Below are 18,729 nucleotides of genomic sequence, written 5' to 3'. Positions count from 1 at the left end.
AATAACTTTTGAAAAGATTACTATTATTCATCATAACGTTATTTCTGTGGAGTTGTGCTGATGAAGCGCAACTTCAAGAAATGACAGAAAAAGAGCGACTAAAGGCAGAAGAACTAGCTAATATTATTCAAGATGCTTATAACAATGATAAGGCAGCTATTTTATCGAACTATTTTGATGCTATTGAATTCTCAAAAAGGGTAAGAATACCTGAATTGCGACCAGGTGAAAAACCACCTCAAATTGTATTGAACATTATTCACCAGATGTTTGAAACATTTAATAATAATTTATTTGAACATCTTGCTGTAAATGCTTCCAAATTAAATTTGTTACACATTCATAAAAAAGATGATGTCATAAGGCTTACTTACGTTCTGGAGAATGAAGAATCTTTCTATAATTATTTAGTTTTCTATATTTCTCCTAATAGTCAAAAGGAATTTGAAATAGCAAACATATATAGCGTTTATGATGGATTAAGTCTAGGTCAAAACGTAAATCAATTTGCCAGTAGATATGGATCTAATTCTATGATTTTTTTAAATGGCCTAATGGAGGCGAATAATATCTATTTAGAAGCAGAGTCGTACATGAATCAAGGTTACTTCAAAAACGCATATCAATTATTGGACTCCATCGATGATAAACATAAGAATGTTCAAAAATATGCAGCTTCTAGATTGAGATTGTCTGAGTATGTTGATAATGATACTTATAAGAAAGAGCTTCAAAATATGCAATCCATTTCACCTAATCGACAAAGTAAACTATTATATCAATGTATTATTGATGGACTGGATAATGAAGATGAAGAACGATATATAGAATGTTTTATTGAACTAGAAAACCTGCTTTTTGAAACTTAAGCTTCTAATTTTGTAATCAACTCCTCAATAATTCCAGTAAACTCATTATTCTTTTCGGCTTTTCTTTTTGCTTTTTTAGCCATTTTAAGAGCTTTTCTATTTTCACCATTTTTAGCGAGTAAGTGCGCATAGGTCTCTAGATTAGAGGTAAACTCTTCAAGCTCTATAGAGCGCTGTATTAAAATTAGAGCGCAGGCTATATCTTGTGGATCAGTAAGTTTTTGATAAATTTTCCAAGATAGCGCATTGAGTTGGTGCGCATCATACCATATGGTTTCTAGATTTTCTACCGTTAATTTTGGATTTGCTCCTGCAATTAATTCATATTTTGAAGGTTTGCCTCGGTAAGCCAGTAAATTACCTTTAATAGTCATAGCATCATGTCTTTCAATCATAGCAACCATGTCTTCACGCTTTACAGCGCTACCAGTTCGACCTAAAACATGACCATTTTTAATAAAAAAGTAGGCAGGAATAGAGTTGACCTTTAAAATATCGTCTGCAACATTGCTGTCAGTATCCATAAAGTATACCGTGGTATCCACGGTTTCATCCTCGTCGATATTTTGCATAATAGGTTTCATATAACGACATGGACCACACCAGGATGCGGTAAAGTATAATACCTTAAGTTGGTCGTCTTCTTGCATGACCGTTTCTTCCATACTTTCATCAGTGACCCAATTTTGGGCAAAAGCGGGAATGGTTATAACAAGTGCAAAAAAGCTTAAAAGTATCTGTCGCATATCTGGATGTTTGATATAATAGGAACTAATTTTATGCCATCTTTATTGTGGCAGTTAAATGTTATTGATCACGCTTTCGCGGAAGCGTCACAAATATAATCCCTTGAACTCACAATTGAATAATAGAAAAAATTACGTATCATAGTCTTACATAGTATGAATAATAGAAAAGAACAACTAGCAGCACTCGATAGATTATTAACTATAATGGACGAATTGCGTGAAGGTTGTCCATGGGATCGCAAGCAAACTCTACAATCATTACGTCATTTAACTATTGAAGAAACCTATGAGTTAGGTGATGCAATTTTAGATAATGATAGAGCAGAGATTCCTAAAGAATTAGGTGATTTACTATTGCATATTGTTTTTTACTCAAAAATAGGATCAGAGACTGATGAATGGGACATAGGCACCGTTGCAAATGGTATTTGTGATAAATTGATTTCTAGACATCCACACATCTATGCAGATGTTGAGGTGGCAGATGAACAAGAGGTAAAGAAAAATTGGGAAGCTTTAAAACTTAAAGAAGGTAAAAAGAGTGTTCTAGAAGGTGTGCCCAAATCCTTACCAGCATTGGTTAAGAGCTCTCGTATCCAGGACAAAGTTGCCGGAGTAGGTTTTGACTGGGAAAAACCTGAACAAGTAAAGGAAAAGCTAGAAGAAGAGCTGGCAGAATTGCAGGTAGAGGTTGATAAAGGAGATCATGATAAGATTGAAGCAGAATTTGGAGATGTACTATTTTCACTTGTGAATTATGGGAAACACTTAGGAGTAAATCCTGAAGATGCCCTAGAAAGGACTAATAAAAAATTTATCAAGCGATTCCAATATCTAGAATCTAAAGCTAAAGCAATAGGAAAGGAACTGAGTGATATGACACTGGCAGAGATGGATGTGTACTGGAATGAAGCTAAAAGTCTATAACAAAAAAAGCCAGCTTTAAACAAGCTGGCTTTTTAAATATGTATGAAAAACAAATTATTTTGCAGTTACATAAAAGGCGTGTATCACTCCTGGAACAAAGAATATTAAGGTTAAAATTAAATTGATTAAAAAGTCTTTACCTATCCCTTTATTCATCGCAACACCTACTGGTGGAATAAATATGTTTAATATGATTGTTAAAATACTCATGGTTAATGTTTTTTGATTTAATCAAATGTATGAGGTTTTTAACCATTATTCTCTTAAAATATATGGAATTGATAAATATTTAACCTGTTAGATTAGTTAATATCGTTAATACTGTTAATGTTGTGATCTAGTTCAAATATGTATCTATGTTTTTTAATAGTTGATTTATTAGAAAAGACACTTAAGAAATTAAATAGGAAGGTATAACTAGCTGAAAATTTATAATAACTGATAAGAGATTATAAATTATCGTAATGCCGTCTTGATATCAAAAAAAGATGAACCTAGTAGAAAAAAATAAAATGAATTGCAGATAATTTATAACACTCTATTTTTTTGAGTAGTTATGTAAAATGCATGTAAAATACCAGGAATAAAAAAGAATAAAGTCAATAATAGACTAATCGCAAAATCGTTATGAACGCCTCTTTTCATGAAAACACTGACAGGTGGCGCTAAAACGTTTAAAATGATGGTTAAAGTACTCATTGCTTTTTCCTACAAAAGTAGACTGAACGTATCTTCATTCATGTTAAAATTGACATAAATAACTTTTGTTAAGTTATACGGTATGATAATATCGTTAAATAGTGCGATTTTACGTAGGATTTTATTTTTCTATACTTTGAATTCCTAATTTATGTCTTATAATTTTGAAGCAAATTATTAATTATGCTAAATCAATTGAAGCAATTAGACTTGTTTGCTGAAAAACGTTATTTCTTATTGAAAGAGAAACAGCAATCGTCTGGCTACCTGTTTTTAAGTAGTGTTATTATGTTGATTGGTTTAATAGTTCTCATTTATTGGGATTGGGAATCCATAGATTTTTTTAATATTGTATTGATTTGGGTAGGTATTCAATCCTCATTCATGATTTATCAAAAATTGAACTATGAAGAACCTCGTGATATCGATGCGTTTATCCCCATAAATAATGTGTCTTTGAGTTGGTATGATAAATTGAAAAATATTTTCTGGATTGCAGTTTCAACATGTATCATTGGTTTTTTCGTTTATAATGCAAATCAAGCCTGGATAAGTGAAGATTTTAACCCTTTTGAAGGTCTTTATTACCTTTTACCATTTATAGTAATAGTGGTTAATGCTTTTACACCACCTATACCATCAATACAAATATATTTTCAAGGATCTCATTTAAAATTTGTTATGAATTCAGTCATTTATTATGAGTCTAAAACTGATTTTCAAGAAATACGATTGAGTAAAGAAATGATAAGTATGAAATCAATACAAGGTAAGGTCGATAGACTTTATCAATACAACTGGACGGATGATCAATTAGAGCAACTTAAAAGTTTTATAAATAAAAAAGCACCTCATATAGAAGTGCTTATTATAGATTGAGAATGTTAAGATTATATACCAGTAAACGTAGCTGGTGTTATAGCTTTCATTTCGGTTTTAATAGCATCGCTCACGTCTAATCCATCAATAAATCTAGCGATACTATCGCCTGTAATTTTTTCATTAGTACGTGTTAATTCTTTTAAGGCTTCATAAGGATTTGGATATGCCTCGCGTCTCAATATAGTTTGTATAGCTTCAGCAACAACGGCCCAATTGTTTTCTAAATCTTGAGCAATCTTAGCTTCATTAAGAAGTAATTTCCCTAAACCTTTCATTGTAGCCTTAATGGCAATAATGGTATGTGCAAAAGGTACACCTACATTACGTAATACAGTTGAATCTGTTAGGTCACGTTGCAATCTAGAGATAGGTAACTTTGCAGCAAGATGCTCAAAAATAGCATTTGCGAGACCTAGGTTTCCTTCACTATTTTCAAAGTCGATAGGGTTTACTTTATGAGGCATAGCGCTAGAACCGACTTCACCTTTCTTAATTTTTTGCTTGAAGTAGTCCATGGATATATAAGTCCATATATCTCTGTCTAGATCTATTAAGATGGTGTTGATACGTTTAAGGGTATCAAATAGAGAAGCCATATGGTCATAGTGCTCTATTTGAGTAGTTGGAAAACTGTGCGTTAAACCTAATCTACTTTCTACAAAATCTTCACCAAATTTTCTCCAATCTACTTCTGGAAAAGCAACATGATGTGCATTGTAGTTTCCTGTCGCACCGCCAAATTTTGCTGCATGTTGTACTTGATCAAGCATGTTTAATTGCTCATCTAGTCGTACTGCAAATACATAGAACTCCTTTCCTAATCGAGTAGGAGAAGCTGGCTGACCATGTGTGCGAGCTAGCATAGGGATATTTGCCCAATCTGCGGATAGTTTCTCTAAGGTTTCTTTTAACGCTTCTATTTCTGGGCGATAGATTTCTTCTACAGCATCTTTTATAGAAAGTGGTATGGCTGTATTATTAATATCTTGAGAAGTCAATCCAAAATGGATGAATTCTTTATGAGCTTGTAAACCTAGTTGATCAAACTGTTCTTTGATAAAATACTCTACAGCTTTTACATCATGGTTGGTGACTTTCTCGATGTCTTTAATGGCTTGGGCATCTTCATCTGTAAAGTTGCGGTACAAGTTTCTTAACTGCTCTTGAGTATCTTCAGGAAATGGTTGGAGTTGTTTGATTCCGCTTTCGCTTAAAGCGATAAAATATTCAATCTCTACCAGGACACGATAACGTATCAAAGCAGATTCTGAAAAGAAAGGAGCAAGTGTGTCGACTTTTGAACGGTAACGTCCGTCTATAGGAGAAATAGCTTGTAAAGCAGTAGGCATAAGTTCTATCTTTAAAGCGTGCTAAATTACAATTTTAAAAGCTGATTTATCTCTAATTAGGAATCTAATTTTGCAATGATGTGCCTGGCGCTAGACTTAAAACCATTGCCGTAGTTCTCATCTAGTTTTTGTTGTAAAATAGGTTTAAGTTCTGGATAAATCCATTCAAATTCTTTCCCGAATTCAAATAGAGAATACACAGCATAGGCCATATTTGCGGTCTTGTCTGTAGTGATTAATACCTGAAAACAGCCTTCTACCATTTGTTCACGTATGGTTTGAGTTAATAGAGATTTAACAATGCTTTCTTTTTTACTATAGTACTTTTTAGAAAGGATGCTTGAAACTTTACAAAGGGCTCGCATTCCTGAGGAGTTGATGGACATCTCATATAATGCTCCTATTTCTTTGAAGTAAGGATAACACGATTCTTCGTGAAGTAAGAATGATTGTTCTAGCGACCAGCAGGCTTGATGAGAAACACCACTTTCAGGTTTACATAAGTCGATTAGTTCTGATAGTAAATTACTTTCTACTGCAGCGATACCTAATCTCACACGCTCGACTTTATAGGCTTTGAGGTTTTGAAGTTCTGTTTTGAGTAGTGATGATGTCATTTATCTATTATACATTAATTAGTCAAATAAAATCGTCGCAATCTCTTCTTCTTTACCCATCATAAACCAGCCGCCAGTTATGACATGGTAAAGACGATTGTCTCGTAAAATCATTGTAGAAGGACATTTTACATCAACTTTCATTTCCCAATAGCTACGGTTTCTCCTTTTAAAGTCTTGTAGATTTTGAAAAGCCTGCGACGCAAGTATTTCGTTAGGAAAAATATATTCGGTTAAGGTTCCTCTTGGAAAGGTGTTACGACTTATTTCTACTTGTCCTTTAAATTTAAAACTATTTATTTGTTGTACATGATTACAAATTTCAAGGATTTCATTTTTGAGTTCTTTTTGTATATAATGAAAACGCTCATCAGTTCCTAATAGATTTATTCTTGAGAATTCTATGTCATCTAAGTTTTTCACAATAAAATTATACTTAGAATTCTCTAATTTAATTTGATAACTCTTTATATGAGAAGTGGTGTCCTGAAAAATTATTTCAGGAACTTTTTCTTCTTCTATAATAGGTTCTTTTTTTTGGATTGTAGAGTCGATAGTTTCTTCAATTATTAAAGTTTCTTTTTTCAACTTGTTACAAGCTGTAAATAAAATGATAGATAATAAAAGGAGAATGTATTTCATATTGTTACAACTCCATATTCAACAAATCAGCCACTTTTTGAACACCAGTACTCGCATTTTCAGCAAATACTTTAAGTCTACCATTACTTTCTAAAGAAGGATGTGGATCTACAAAATAAATAGGGCAGTGGTCAGGAACATAATCTTTTAATCCAGCAGCTGGATATACTTGTAATGATGTACCGACAATGAGTAACACGTCTGCTTTTGCGGTAATTTGTATTGCTTGTTCCATCGCAGGAACTTCCTCACCAAACCAAACAATATGTGGCCGCAACTGTGATCCAGCATCGCAAAGATCGCCTAAATGTAAATCATCTTCCCAGTGTAGCTGGTCATGGTAATTCTTGCTACTGCGCACTTTGCGTAACTCTCCATGCAAGTGAAGTATGTTACTAGATCCTGCACGCTCATGCAAATCATCTACGTTTTGTGTAATCACGTGCACATTAAAATTACGTTCCATTCCGGCAATACAATGGTGTGCAAGATTGGGTTCGACCTCTTTCAATTGTGCTCTACGCAGGTTATAAAAATTTAAAACAAGCTCAGGATTTGCGGCAAATCCTTGTGGCGATGCGACTTCCATTACATCATGTCCTTCCCATAATCCACCGGCATCTCTAAAGGTGGAAATACCACTTTCTGCACTTACTCCAGCGCCTGTTAATACAACTAAGTTTTTCATGCATACAAGTTATAATTTCTTTGCTTGTATTACAATAGGTTTTCCCATGGAACTGGTAAAGAAAAGATAATCAGTCTCGTGTTCTTTGAGTTGGTATTTTGTGCGTAGTTGATGCACGCTTTCGCGAAAGTTTCTAGTCACAACAGCTCGATGACTTTTACCATAAGAACGCTTTATATCTTTTGGTTTATATGCTTTTACCTCTTCTATGATAAAGGTTCTGCCAGGGAAATCGATGCTTTTTTTACCAGTAAAAAGATGTGCGTCTTGATCAATTTTTGAAATACCATATTTTTCACATAGGTGACTAAAGGCTTGTGATTTCATTACCGCGGCATTAGGTTCATAAAGATAATCCAGTGGTTCACTGAGTTCAATACTAGCGGTATCGCCATGATTTAATACTAGATCAGGTTGTTGGCTTTCTAAGTTCACGCAATGGATAATGACCTCATTTGCGTTTTTATCTAGAATCCATAAAAGTTCTTTTACATCATTCTTTACAGCGACGATATGTATTTCACAAACGTTTTTAAGTTGCTTTAATCCAGCTGTTATATCTAGCATGGGTGATGTTTTAATCATCACTTTCTTTCCTTTAGAAAGTAGTAGGTCTAGATTTTCAATAACATTAGGCTCATAATCTTCTAACTGTATCGCTTTGCTTTTTGTATCGGTTTTGCGACTAGGATCTATATAGATTAAATCATATATAGATGCATTTTCAGTAAGATATTGTAACCCATCACCAGTATAACTTTTGGTGGTCAATTCTTGTGCAGTAAATAACTGTGCAGCAAGTTTTTGTAAGTCTTTATTAAGTTCTATATGTGTGGTGTTGGTATATGCTTTCGCGAAAGCGGATATATCAATACCAAAGCCGCCAGTGAGATCAATCATGTTCTCACCATTATAAAGGTTTGCCTTATAAGTAGCGGTAGACCAAGAGCTAGTTTGCTCAAGATTAATTTTAGGTGGAAAAATAATGTTAGGATTAATAAAAAGCGGTTCAAACTTTAAACGCGCTTTTTGAAGTCCTATAAGTTGTTGTGTAAGCTCTTGCGTGCTTATATTTTCAAACGGATGCGATTTTAATAAAAATGTGGCAGCATTAAAATGGAGATGCTCTATTAAATAATCGCGCACCGCAGGCTGTAACAACTTAAAATTCATCTATAGATTACGTGTCAATTTTTGAACAATTTTATACTCGCTCAAGAACTCTTTAGAAATCACTTTTAAAGCGGTATAAGTAGGAATAGCGAGAACTAAACCTATGATACCAAATAATAACCCAGCAATTAATATGATTATAAAAATCTCTAAAGGATGTGACTTAACACTTTTACCAAATATAAGCGGCTGGTTTATAAAGTTATCAATTAATTGAACGATAGAGTATCCTATAGCAACGATTATAAGTTTAGGTAAAATAGTTTGTGTAAAATCTGCTCCTAGATTATCACTGATTACAAATCCCATCATTAAAATAGATCCTATTGCAGGACCTAAATAAGGTATTAAATTTAACAGTGCACAAAAGAAAGCGATAATTAAAGCATTTTCTACTCCTACAATAAGTAAGATGATACTGTAAAGAACAAATAGTACAAATACTTGAAATACCAATCCTATAAAATATCTAGAAAGTAGTTTTTTAATTTTATTAAATGCTCTTAAGAATTGTCCTTCGGTTCCTTTTTTTGAAAACACTAGCACTCCTTCAACTAGTAGTCGACTATCTTTAAGCAAGAAGAAAGCTATAAAAACAACTGAAAACAACCCAATCATGATGTTACCTAAGGTGCCAAAAATTCCATTAACGAATTGTGGTATTAATTCTACATCAAAATTTTGCACATATTCTAATCCTTGAATACGCTCAAATATATTCACTCGTTTGATACCGAAGTATTCACTTATTTCAACATTGAGTACTTCAAGATTACCCTTTACTTCTTCAATATCTATGCGACTTAAATTTTCTCCTTGTTCTAGCATGATAGGTATTATCATATAGGTAACTCCTGCTAGTATGGTGAGTATAAAAAATATAGTTATAATTACTGCTAGTGTATTGTGAAATTTTAAACGATCTCGCAAAAAGACTACTATAGGGCGACCTATTAAAGAAATGACCGCAGCAATTCCTATATACAATAGTACAGATTGTATTTTCCATATAAACCATAATAGAACAAAGACACCACCTATAATAAGTAGTGCTCTTAAAATACCATATGCAATGGACTTAGAATTGAGTAAAGGTGTAGACATAGATTAGTTAGTGAAAACGTATTTTATAATATTAGCTCCCATGTCCAGCGCTTTTTTGCGCACGGCTGGTGGATCGTTGTGAACCTCTGGACTTTCCCAGCCATCACCTAGATCTGCTTCAAAGGTAAATAATAAGACGAGTCTTCCTTCATGAAAAATTCCCAAAGCTTGTGGACGCTCACCGTCATGCTCATGGATTTTAGGTAGTCCTAGAGGGAATTGAGCATGGTTGTTAAAAATCTCGTGGTTTGCTGGTAATTCAATCAACTTTTTATTAGGAAATAATTTAAGTAATTCTTTTTCTAGATAGGGTTTCATCCCATAATTATCATCGATATGTAAAAAACCACCGCTTAGTAAATAGTTTTTAAGGTTAGATAAATCATCTTCACTAAAAACAACATTTCCATGTCCTGTCATGTGTATAAAAGGATATTGAAAAATATCAATGCTATTTGCTTCAACTGTTGCAACATCTGTAGAAAGGGTAGTGCCTATCTCTTCATTACAATAGGATACTAAATTAGGCAGTGCCGTCGGGTTTGAGTACCAATCACCGCCACCATCATACTTTAATACGGCGACATCTTGTGCAGTAGCAAGGTATGTAGAGCAAAAAAGGAGTAGTATTAAATTCTTCATAGATTCAAATATCTAACAATCTTGATAAGCATAGATACATTATTAACAAATAATTGTTAGATAAAAGTGAAATTAAGGTTAAGAGGTAACGTTTTATTATATATATTTAAATCCCCTTAAATCAATTATCATGCAAATTAACGCTTCACTAAGAATCATTATTCCCACATGTTCTATGTTACTCGCATTAGGAACTGTTGCTTTTCAAAGCATCGAGGATTATTCAAAGAAAGATCAAAAAGAAAACATACGTCAAGTTGAGAATCAACAACAACTTGATAACGATGATGTTTTACTTATTGAAGATGAACAATAGGTCTAACCTAGGCCTTAATTGTTTATAATATTCAATGTTGCAGCTGTGTAAACACCTGCTGTTTCTGTGCGCAATCTGGTTGTACCTAAACTCACCGGCTTAAAATTATTTTTTAATGCCTGGTCTATTTCTTGTGGTGTAAAATCACCTTCTGGACCTATAAGAACTGTCGTCGAGGTACCTTTACTTATCAGATTCTTAAGGTGGTTTTTGTCACCATCCTCGCAATGAGCGATAAGTTTTGAATTATTAAGATCCAAACTTAAAAAATCTTCAAAACTGGTCAGTTCATCTAGCACTGGTTTATGAAACTGTAAAGATTGTTTCATGGCACTGATGATAATGCGATCAAACCGCTCTAGATTTATTTTTTGACGCTCACTATGTTTGCACAGTATAGGTGTTATTCTTGTAATACCCATTTCAGTCGCTTTCTCCAGAAACCACTCCATGCGATCATTCATTTTAGTAGGAGCAATGGCGATGTGTAACTGGTAGGGTAATGGTGGGTATGCTTCCGCGAAAGCGATATCTAAATCACATCTATTACTAGTTATATGATTAATCGTTCCATGATAAAGATTGCCCTTACCATCAGTAAGGTTAATGCGGTCACCAATATTTTTACGTAAAACTTTAAATACATGTTTACTTTCTTCTCTATCCAAAGTGAAGGATATCGATTGTTTATTGATCTGAGAATTATAAAATAATTGCATTACATATGTATTCTAGGTGAAGCAGTAGTGTCTAATCCTGCAAAGTCATTTTCTAAAAATTTGAAATAACCTGCAATTCCTATCATGGCAGCATTATCTGTAGTATATTCAAATGGCGGTATAAAAGTTTTCCATCCTTTAGATTCCATGGATTTAAGATGTTTTCTAATGCCAGAATTTGCACTAACACCACCGCCTATAGCGACTTGTTTAATGCCAGTTTGAGCTACTGCCTTTTCTAATTTTTTAAATAAAATTTTAATCAAGGTATATTGAATACTGGCACAAATATCTTCTAGATTTTCCTTTACAAAATCTTGATTTTTTTTTGTTTCTCGTTGAAGAAAATACAACACAGCTGTTTTAAAGCCGCTAAAGCTATAATTAAGTCCAGGTGCCTTAGGTACTGGGAAATCAAATTTTCTAGGATTACCTAATTGCGCTAATCGATCAATTTGTGGTCCTGCTGGGTAGCCTAAGCCTAAAATTTTACCAGATTTATCAAAAGCTTCACCTACCGCATCATCTTGAGTGGTTCCTAGGACGATCAAATCACTAGAGCTATTTACTTGCACAATTTGAGTATGTCCACCACTTATGGTAAGTGCTAAGAAAGGATAGTCAGGTTTTTCTTGACCATCATCTATAAAATGAGCAAGTATGTGTCCATGCATGTGATGTACATCTAACAATGGTATATTTAAAGATAGAGCTAGTGATTTTGCAAAACTAGTACCTACTAAAAGACTACCCATTAAACCAGGACCTTTTGTAAATGCAATGGCGCTTAATTGTGATTTATCAATTTTTGCTTGTTTAAGTGCTTCATCTACAACCGGAATGATGTTAGATTGATGCGCTCTTGAAGCAAGTTCTGGTACGACTCCACCATATTGTTCGTGTATTTTTTGACTAGCAACAACATTAGATAAAACACTGTCGTTTTCTAGAATTGCGCAAGCAGTGTCATCACAAGAGGACTCAATTGCAAGAATGTATGTATTTTGTGTGGGCATTATGATACTAAGGCATAAAAATTGGTGACATTTGCAAAAGTAAATCATCTACTACTATTAAAAGGATTTTAAAAATATTACTAAGGATACTACTAGTACTGCTAGTACTATTTATTATTCTGGTAATTGCATTCAGTTTTCCCGCAGTACAAACTAAGGCCGCACAATGGACGACGTCATATCTTAATGATAATTATGATACTGAAATTTCCATTGATAAAATACATGTCAGTTATTCAGGTAATGTATCCTTAGAAAATGCTCTCGCGCTAGATCACAGAAAAGATACTGTCATATTTGTAAAAAAATTAGGAACTTCTATTCTTAGTTTCGGTGATTTATTCAACGGTCAGCCGGATCTAGGTGAAGTAAATCTAGATGGGTTATATCTCAATATTCATAGATATAAAGAAGACGCTAGAGACAATTTAAGTTTATTCATAGATAAATTTGGCAGTAGTGAAAGTACTAGTAGCGCTCCATTTATATTAGAAGCTAGTGAACTTAATGTTACTAATTCACACGTTATCGTATTTGATGAAACTATCAAGTATCCAGAATCTTTTAATGCTAGAAACCTGAATATGACCGCTAGTGATTTTAAAATCGACGGCGGTATCATCACAGCAAATATTGAAAGTTCTAATTTCTTGATGCACACTGGTGTCATGAAAGAAGAGAATGGTGTCACAGATCTAATAGTTAAAAATCTAAAATCTGATTTTACCTATACCAGTTCTCAAATACATATAGCAGATTTGTATATTGAAACAGCAGGATCAAATTTAGCCGGAGATTTAAAACTTAATTATCAGGATAATAATTTTTCTGATTTCACTAATAAAGTGAACTGGGATTTTCAAATAGATGAGTCTATCATAGCTACTAATGAGTTGCGATTATTTTATAATGAGATTGTTAAAAATGAAACTGTAGAATTAAGTGGTCATATGACTGGCATCCTAAACGATTTTAAAGTTGAAGAAATGAATGCCACAACACTCAAGGACATATCTATTGATGGTGATATGCATTTTGTAAATGTGGTTGATAACTTAGATGATTTCTTTATTGAAGGATCATTTAATCAATTAATGGTCAGTAATAAAGATCTAAAAGCTTTTTTACCTAATATTTTAGGAGGCTCATTACCCATAGAAATTGATGCATTAGGTACTGTAAGTGCTCAAGGATATGCCTCAGTAAACGCAAATACGGTGGTCTCTAGATTAAGAGGAACATCACGTAAAGGAGCCTTTGATACAGATTTAGTCCTTACTAATATACAAAGCGCACAGCCAGGATATAAAGGAAACATTAAGGTTACAGATCTCGATATAGGTTCTATTCTAGGAGTAACCTCGTTAGGCAAAACAACACTCAATTTAAATGTGGACGGTAAAGGGTTTAATCCTGACCAGTTAAATACTAATATAAATGGTGGTGTTATTAATCTTGAGTACAATGGATATGTCTATCGCAATATAAAAGTAAACGGTACCCTTAAAAAGCCACTTTTTGATGGAAGATTATCTATCAATGATCCTAATGTAAAAATGACTTTTGATGGTCTAGCAGATCTGTCGCAAGAAATTAATAAATATGACTTTAAGGCTAGTATTGAATATGCAGATTTAAATGCCATTAATATTTTTAAAAGAGATTCAACAGCTATTTTAAAGGGTGATATTGTTATGGCCATGCAAGGAACTACAATAAATGATGCCTTTGGTTTTGTTGAGTTTAAAGATGCTAGTTATAAAAATGATAATAAAGAATATGTTTTTGAAGATTTTAAAGTGGTATCATCTTTTAATGATGATGTACGCAAAATTACAATCAATAGTCCAGACATTATTGAAGGAGAACTGTCTGGTAAATTTAAACTAGAGGAAATACCTGAGTTATTTAAAAATGCAATAGGCAATGTTTATACTAACTATAGATCAGAAACTGTAACAAAGGATCAGTATCTTGATTATGAATTTCAGATTTATGATAAGATAGTCGACCTTGTTTTTCCAGATATCGCTCTAGGCGAAAACACAACATTAAAAGGTCAAGTTGCATCAAATGAAGCACAGTTCAAAATGACTTTTAGAACGCCTGAAATAAAGCTTTTTGATGATATTAAACTAGATAAAGTTAATGTACAAATCAATAATCAAAACCCTTTATTCAATACATATATCAAAATAGATAATGTAAAAAATGGTATCTATGATGTTAATGATTTTAAGTTAATTAATGTAACTAATAAAGACACCTTATTTTTTAGAACAGAGTTTGCTAGTGAGAAAAGAGAATCAGATAAGTATAACCTTAGTTTCTATCATACCGTAAATGACAGTAGTCAATCAGTGGTAGGAATAAGAAAAAGTGATATCAAATTTCAAGGAAAGAAATGGTTTTTAAATAATGAGGATAAAGAGGTGCAACTCACATTTGATCATGACTTTAAAAAGTTTAGTCTAGACACCTTAGTTTTTAAACATGCTAAAGAGTTTATTACTCTAGCAGGAGACCTAAATGGAAAGGATAATAAGGAATTGCATTTAGATTTTAAAGACGTACGCATTTCTAGCTTAACATCACCTATAGATAGTTTGAAGATGAAAGGTCTTATTAATGGCTCTTTAGAACTTAATCAAAAGAATGGTAAATATGCGCCCACTAGTGATTTTACCGTGTCAGATTTTGAAGTAAACGATACACCTTTAGGAGATTTTGAACTTGTTATCGCTGGTAACGAGGATTTAACTAAGTACAAAGTAAATGCTCAATTAAAAGATGATATAAAACGTACATTATGGGCAAATGGAACCGTAAACACCTCTGGTGTGCAATCCAAAATCAATGTAGATGTAAATTTTAATGATTTCAATTTAGTTGCTTTAAGTCCTTTAGGTGGTGAAGTGCTTGATAATATGCGAGGTTTTGCAACAGGAGAAATAGGCTTAACCGGTTTATTAATAGAACCTAATCTTAGTGGTGGTCTAGTTATAAAAGATGGTGGACTCAATATACCATACCTCAATACAGATTTTGATCTAGCGCAAAACAGTGAAATAACAGTTAGTACTGATCTATTTGACTTTAATACCATAGAGCTTACAGATACTAAGTATGGTACTAAGGGAACCTTGTCAGGTGTAATTAAACATAAGAATTTTGGATTTTGGGAATTAGGTTTAAACCTTAGTTCTGATCGTTTATTGGTTTTAGACACTGGTCTTACTCCAGAGTCTCTATACTATGGAACAGCCTTCATAGATGGTACGGCTAGTATCACTGGTCCTACAGATAAGTTATTTATTGATGTAAATGCTACAACAGGTAAGAATACTATTTTTAAAGTTCCCCTAAATGATGCTGAAAGTATAGGCGACAATTCTGTGATATACTTTTTAAGTCCTGAAGAAAAAGAAGCTCGCGTATCTGGAGAGGATATTAAAATTAAAGATATTTCCGGTCTGGAATTGAGGTTCAACCTCAAAGTAACTCCTGAAGCTGAAGTCGAAATTACAGTAGATCAAGAAAATGGAAGTTATTTAAGAGGTAGTGGAGCAGGTAATTTATTACTAGAAATAAACACTTTAGGTAAATTCAATATGTATGGCGACTTTATCGTGTATGATGGTATTTATAATTTTAAGTATGCAGGTATCGTTAATAAAGAATTTACTATTCAACCTGGTGGTACTGTTGACTGGAACGGTAGTCCAACAGAAGCTAATATAGATGTAAGTGCTACCTACAAAACACAAGCAAACCCAGCAATATTATTAGATAACCCTAATATTAATTCACAAATACCAGTTGAGGTAATCACTAAATTAGAAGGGAATTTATCATATTTTGATCCAGAGTTTGAAATTAAATTTCCTAACGCAAACTCTGTAGTTAGTTCAGAGCTTCAATATCGATTAGAAGATAAAGCACAACGTTATTTACAAGCAATGTCTCTTATTACTGGAGGAACATTTTATAATCCTAACAGTATAGGTCAAAATGCTGTAACAGGTAACTTAGTAGAAAGTTTATCTGGTATTGTTAATGACCTAGTCGGAAATAGAGATGGTGATATTCAATTTGGCGTTAATTATGAAGCTTCAGAGCGTAATCCTAATAGTGATTTACAGCGATCAGATCGTTTCGGTGTAACTGTGACTACTCAAATCACAGATCGTGTTTTGATAAATGGTAAACTAGGAGTTCCAGTAGGTAGTACTAGTGCCACAGAGCGTGCTGTCATAGGTAATGTAGAAATTGAATTTTTACTTAATAAAGATGGATCATTAAGACTTAAAATATTCAATCGTGAAGATAACCTGCAGCAAATAGGTGATATAAGTGGATATGCTCAAGGAATAGGTCTTTCATGGTCTGTTGATTTTGATACTTTAAAAGAGTTGTATCAAAAAATATTTAATAAAAAAATGGAAATTGAAAAACCACAGACTAAACCATCAAACTCTACTACCTTGAACAATGGACCTGTAGACTTCAAAGGGTAAATGGTTAGACCATTAAACACAACAGTAATTAAAATCATCCTACCTTAAAACAAGTTTCTCTATCATATTACTGCCTAGATGATTGTTGAGATTTTCCATAATTTTAGTGCGCCCATACAATAACTCTTCTCTTAATACAGATGAAGATAAACTTATAAATAGAGTGGTGCCGCTATATTTAATTTGCGTGGTATATGTCATAATGCCATTACCCATCACTTCTTTCCATGCCGTTTCTACATCAACACGAGCAAAACCTTTTTGCAGTTTATTTTGAGCTTTAAAATCGTTCAAAGCTTCACTCATGTTTAAAAAGTCATCTTTTTTATTCTTGCGCATTCTCGTGTGCTTTATAAATATATTCTGTCCCGTTATCGTGCAATAAGATAAGTGTTGATCCATCGCATTTTTTTAAAGTTTGTTGGTATCTACTATCTCCATCTTTAAAAGTTAATACAACATCTTGGTCAACAACTTCCCATGTAAAAGCAGCAGGACTTCCGTAATTAATAAAGCCACCATCATAAGTAGGGCTTACTCTATTTTTAACACCATTATTTCCTTCAATTTCAAAATGATCCATATGATTTGAAAAAGGAAACTCTCTCTCGCTACCATCCGGCAAGGTGACGGTTTCTATATTCCAATAACCTTCCATGGCATTTACCATTTTTTTGCTATTAGTACTGCAAGCGGTACAGCTTATAAGGATAAATAATAAAATTAAATTTCTCATAACTTAAAAATCTTATAGGATTGATGGATCTCTTTAACTACTTGTTCTGTACGTTCGGGATGCGTATCACTTATAAATAACTGACCGAATTGTTCATCATTCACCATGTTGATAATTTGAGAAACGCGATTTTCATCTAGTTTATCAAATATATCATCTAGTAATAGAATAGGTACCGTACCACTTTGTGATTTAATAAACTCAAACTGGGCTAGCTTTAAAGCCGTTAGAAAACTTTTTTGTTGTCCTTGACTACCATACTTCTTAACGGCATGTCCATTAAGTAAAAAGTATAAATCGTCTTTATGTGTTCCAGCGCTACTATACTGCAACTGCATATCTTTTTGAAGTGCATTTTCAAAAACATCTGTAGCAACAGCATCATTGAGATCAGACTTATAGTAAATATTCACATCTTCTTCACTTTGTGAAATGTAGGTGTAATATTTTTTAAAAATAGGAGTGAATGACTTTAAAAAATCAACTCTAGTTTTATGAATAAAAGTGGCTAGTACAACGAGCTGTTCATCATAAACCTCTAGCCCTGATCTATCAAAAGTACGGTTTGCCTGAAAGTATTTTAATAAGGCATTACGCTGTTGAATCAACTTATTATAGGTAACTAGTTGATTGAGGTAATCTTGATTATCTAAAGATATAACGCTATCCATAAAACGACGTCTAGTATCACTACCTTCAATAATTAAATCACGATCTGCAGGTGATATAATTACCAGCGGTATAAGGCCTATATGTTCACTCAGTTTTTCATAAGCTTTACCATTGCGTTTTACGACACGTTTATGACCTTTTTTTGCACTTACCACTATTTTTTCTTGATGACCACGTTTGTTAAAATTACCATTGATGACAAAAAAATCCTCGTCATGTTTGATATTTTGAACCGTGATAGGATTAAAATAACTTTTTGCAAAAGCTAGATGATAAATGGCGTCTAGAACGTTGGTTTTTCCTACACCATTGTTGCCTACAAAACAATTAATCTTCTCATCTAGCTCAAATTCAGCAGATGCGAAACTTTTATAATTTACTAAGCTCAAAAAATCGAGATGCATATATTATT

The 18,729-nt window shown here is 33.2% G+C and carries 20 protein-coding genes; 5 read left to right on the top strand and 15 right to left on the bottom strand.

The window, feature by feature from the left end:
- Positions 1-8 precede the first annotated feature (8 nt).
- Positions 9-869: a hypothetical protein gene (locus BST92_RS00285; protein ID WP_105069660.1), complete on the top strand. Its 861-nt coding sequence runs from the start codon at positions 9-11 to the stop codon at positions 867-869.
- Here BST92_RS00285 and BST92_RS00280 read toward each other — a convergent pair.
- Positions 866-1,615, bottom strand: a complete 750-nt coding sequence (locus BST92_RS00280) for a thioredoxin family protein (RefSeq protein WP_105069659.1) — start codon at positions 1,613-1,615, stop codon at positions 866-868. The two genes, BST92_RS00285 and BST92_RS00280, sit on opposite strands and share 4 nt — an antisense overlap.
- 156 nt (positions 1,616-1,771) lie before the next feature.
- Here BST92_RS00280 and mazG point away from each other — a divergent pair, with 156 nt between their 5' ends.
- Positions 1,772-2,545: a nucleoside triphosphate pyrophosphohydrolase gene (gene mazG / locus BST92_RS00275; RefSeq protein WP_105069658.1), complete on the top strand. Its 774-nt coding sequence runs from the start codon at positions 1,772-1,774 to the stop codon at positions 2,543-2,545.
- Between the two features lie 54 nt (positions 2,546-2,599).
- Here the strand turns inward: mazG and BST92_RS00270 are convergent, their stop codons facing one another.
- Both BST92_RS00270 and BST92_RS00265 read right to left on the bottom strand, forming a co-directional pair.
- Positions 2,600-2,755 (bottom strand): YqaE/Pmp3 family membrane protein, encoded by a 156-nt coding sequence (locus BST92_RS00270; protein ID WP_105069657.1) that lies wholly within the window; start codon positions 2,753-2,755, stop codon positions 2,600-2,602.
- 318 nt (positions 2,756-3,073) lie between these two features.
- Complete coding sequence (locus BST92_RS00265; protein ID WP_105069656.1) at positions 3,074-3,244, bottom strand: YqaE/Pmp3 family membrane protein; 171 nt, start codon at positions 3,242-3,244, stop codon at positions 3,074-3,076.
- A 183-nt stretch (positions 3,245-3,427) separates the two neighbouring features.
- On the opposite strand from BST92_RS00265, the gene BST92_RS00260 reads away from it, so the two are divergent.
- Complete coding sequence (locus tag BST92_RS00260; RefSeq protein ID WP_105069655.1) at positions 3,428-4,123, top strand: hypothetical protein; 696 nt, start codon at positions 3,428-3,430, stop codon at positions 4,121-4,123.
- A gap of 11 nt (positions 4,124-4,134) precedes the next feature.
- On the opposite strand, the gene purB is transcribed toward BST92_RS00260, so the two are convergent.
- From purB to BST92_RS00225, 7 genes are read right to left on the bottom strand one after another with little or no spacing between them, the layout of a single operon-like run.
- On the bottom strand, positions 4,135-5,475 hold the full coding sequence (gene purB, locus BST92_RS00255; RefSeq protein ID WP_105069654.1) for an adenylosuccinate lyase: 1,341 nt from the start codon (positions 5,473-5,475) through the stop codon (positions 4,135-4,137).
- Positions 5,476-5,531: 56 nt separating this feature from the next.
- A complete protein-coding gene (locus BST92_RS00250) occupies positions 5,532-6,092 on the bottom strand; it encodes an adenylosuccinate lyase (protein ID WP_105069653.1) in 561 nt (186 codons plus the stop codon).
- Between the two features lie 18 nt (positions 6,093-6,110).
- Complete coding sequence (locus BST92_RS00245; protein WP_105069652.1) at positions 6,111-6,734, bottom strand: hypothetical protein; 624 nt, start codon at positions 6,732-6,734, stop codon at positions 6,111-6,113.
- 4 nt (positions 6,735-6,738) lie between these two features.
- Positions 6,739-7,422 (bottom strand): SIR2 family NAD-dependent protein deacylase, encoded by a 684-nt coding sequence (locus BST92_RS00240; protein ID WP_105069651.1) that lies wholly within the window; start codon positions 7,420-7,422, stop codon positions 6,739-6,741.
- 9 nt (positions 7,423-7,431) lie between these two features.
- Positions 7,432-8,595 (bottom strand): THUMP-like domain-containing protein, encoded by a 1,164-nt coding sequence (locus tag BST92_RS00235; protein WP_105069650.1) that lies wholly within the window; start codon positions 8,593-8,595, stop codon positions 7,432-7,434.
- Positions 8,596-9,699, bottom strand: coding sequence for an AI-2E family transporter (locus BST92_RS00230; protein WP_105069649.1), 1,104 nt, complete (start codon positions 9,697-9,699; stop codon positions 8,596-8,598).
- A gap of 3 nt (positions 9,700-9,702) precedes the next feature.
- Positions 9,703-10,341, bottom strand: coding sequence for a DUF4159 domain-containing protein (locus tag BST92_RS00225; RefSeq protein ID WP_105069648.1), 639 nt, complete (start codon positions 10,339-10,341; stop codon positions 9,703-9,705).
- 130 nt (positions 10,342-10,471) lie between these two features.
- Here BST92_RS00225 and BST92_RS00220 point away from each other — a divergent pair, with 130 nt between their 5' ends.
- On the top strand, positions 10,472-10,657 hold the full coding sequence (locus tag BST92_RS00220; RefSeq protein WP_105069647.1) for a hypothetical protein: 186 nt from the start codon (positions 10,472-10,474) through the stop codon (positions 10,655-10,657).
- Between the two features lie 14 nt (positions 10,658-10,671).
- Here BST92_RS00220 and BST92_RS00215 read toward each other — a convergent pair whose 3' ends face one another.
- Positions 10,672-11,376 (bottom strand): 16S rRNA (uracil(1498)-N(3))-methyltransferase, encoded by a 705-nt coding sequence (locus tag BST92_RS00215; RefSeq protein WP_105069646.1) that lies wholly within the window; start codon positions 11,374-11,376, stop codon positions 10,672-10,674.
- Positions 11,376-12,392: a tRNA (adenosine(37)-N6)-threonylcarbamoyltransferase complex transferase subunit TsaD gene (gene tsaD / locus BST92_RS00210; RefSeq protein ID WP_105069645.1), complete on the bottom strand. Its 1,017-nt coding sequence runs from the start codon at positions 12,390-12,392 to the stop codon at positions 11,376-11,378. Before tsaD ends, BST92_RS00215 begins: the two co-directional genes overlap by 1 nt.
- 584 nt (positions 12,393-12,976) lie before the next feature.
- Between tsaD and BST92_RS00205 the strand changes: the two genes are divergently transcribed.
- Complete coding sequence (locus BST92_RS00205) at positions 12,977-16,909, top strand: translocation/assembly module TamB domain-containing protein (protein WP_245910818.1); 3,933 nt, start codon at positions 12,977-12,979, stop codon at positions 16,907-16,909.
- 39 nt (positions 16,910-16,948) lie between these two features.
- On the opposite strand, the gene BST92_RS00200 is transcribed toward BST92_RS00205, so the two are convergent.
- From BST92_RS00200 to recF, 3 genes are read right to left on the bottom strand one after another with little or no spacing between them, the layout of a single operon-like run.
- Entirely contained in the window at positions 16,949-17,248 is a 300-nt protein-coding gene (locus BST92_RS00200; protein WP_170061682.1) for a DciA family protein, read from the bottom strand.
- Complete coding sequence (locus tag BST92_RS00195) at positions 17,235-17,645, bottom strand: lipocalin-like domain-containing protein (protein WP_105069643.1); 411 nt, start codon at positions 17,643-17,645, stop codon at positions 17,235-17,237. Before BST92_RS00195 ends, BST92_RS00200 begins: the two co-directional genes overlap by 14 nt.
- Positions 17,642-18,721 carry a DNA replication/repair protein RecF gene (gene recF / locus BST92_RS00190; protein ID WP_105069642.1) on the bottom strand — a complete coding sequence of 360 codons (1,080 nt, stop codon included), beginning with the start codon at positions 18,719-18,721 and terminating at the stop codon, positions 17,642-17,644. Before recF ends, BST92_RS00195 begins: the two co-directional genes overlap by 4 nt.
- Positions 18,722-18,729 lie beyond the last annotated feature (8 nt).

It is taken from the genome of Nonlabens arenilitoris (genome assembly GCF_002954765.1).
Taxonomy (GTDB): domain Bacteria; phylum Bacteroidota; class Bacteroidia; order Flavobacteriales; family Flavobacteriaceae; genus Nonlabens; species Nonlabens arenilitoris.
Note: the sequence above shows the minus strand (reverse complement) of the source record. Positions and strands in the feature narration are given on the sequence as shown.